2 protein-coding genes are annotated in these 857 nt (G+C 24.6%); both read right to left on the reverse strand.

Annotated elements, in window-relative coordinates; all coding sequences use genetic code 11:
• Positions 1 to 567: insulinase family protein (locus tag CD172_RS12430; RefSeq protein ID WP_169925253.1), on the reverse strand; the 567-nt coding region annotated here is incomplete at its 3' end.
• Positions 568 to 571: 4 nt separating this feature from the next.
• A partial coding sequence (locus CD172_RS12825; protein ID WP_169925254.1) for a hypothetical protein occupies positions 572 to 857 on the reverse strand: 286 nt, incomplete at its 5' end.

An 857-nucleotide genomic window follows, 5' to 3' on the forward strand; every position in this document is an offset into this window, starting at 1 on the left:
ATTGGTATCTTTATTGAATTTAATATCTCCAACGACATAAACACTCATATTATCTCTATCATAATATTTCTTTGATATTTCATGTAAATTATATAATGAAATTTGATTGATGTCTTTTTCATTACCTAGTATTCGGTCTCTTATGATATTAAGTTTAACGTCCTGAGATTGAATACTTTTATACCCTTTTATTTCGTTAATAACTACTTTCTTTTCATTTTCAAAAATCTTTTTTAAATAATCATGGTTGTTCAAATACTTTAAAAGTATATTTAAAGCATCCTCTGTCATACATGGAACACAGAAAAATGTAAAATAAGTACTCTTTCCACTAGTGGTAGCATTTAAGACAATACTTATATTTTTCATTTCTTCATAAAGATTATTTTCACCTATCCAAAATTTCATATGTTCCAAAAAGTGAGCATACCCTATTTTACTATCTATCCCTCCAAAATTAATTTTAACACTGATACAATTTATATATGAGTTTTTTATATGAAAACCTATACCGCTAAGTTCTCCAAATTGAATCTTCATAATATTGTTATCTAATTCATCTAGCATATGATCATCCTTCATCTAAAGTGATAAATTTCATATTTTTAACCATGCTATTAAATTCTAAATAGTTTAGTTTTTTTATGTCACAAAATGGGTGAGCAAACTTTTTATATTTTTGCCCTAACTTAAACAAATAGAAGTTATAACCATATTGTTTGTCTAATAAAAACCTTAATTCGGTGTCTAAAAAAGTTTTAATACTCTCAAATTCTTCAATACTTAACCACAAATTATTCATTATACTAATAACACAGTTTTTAATATCATTTTTTTCCTTAATATCAGAACTAAAG

Origin of the sequence: Staphylococcus agnetis, assembly GCF_002901865.1 — a bacterium.
Classification (GTDB): Bacteria; Bacillota; Bacilli; order Staphylococcales; family Staphylococcaceae; genus Staphylococcus; species Staphylococcus agnetis.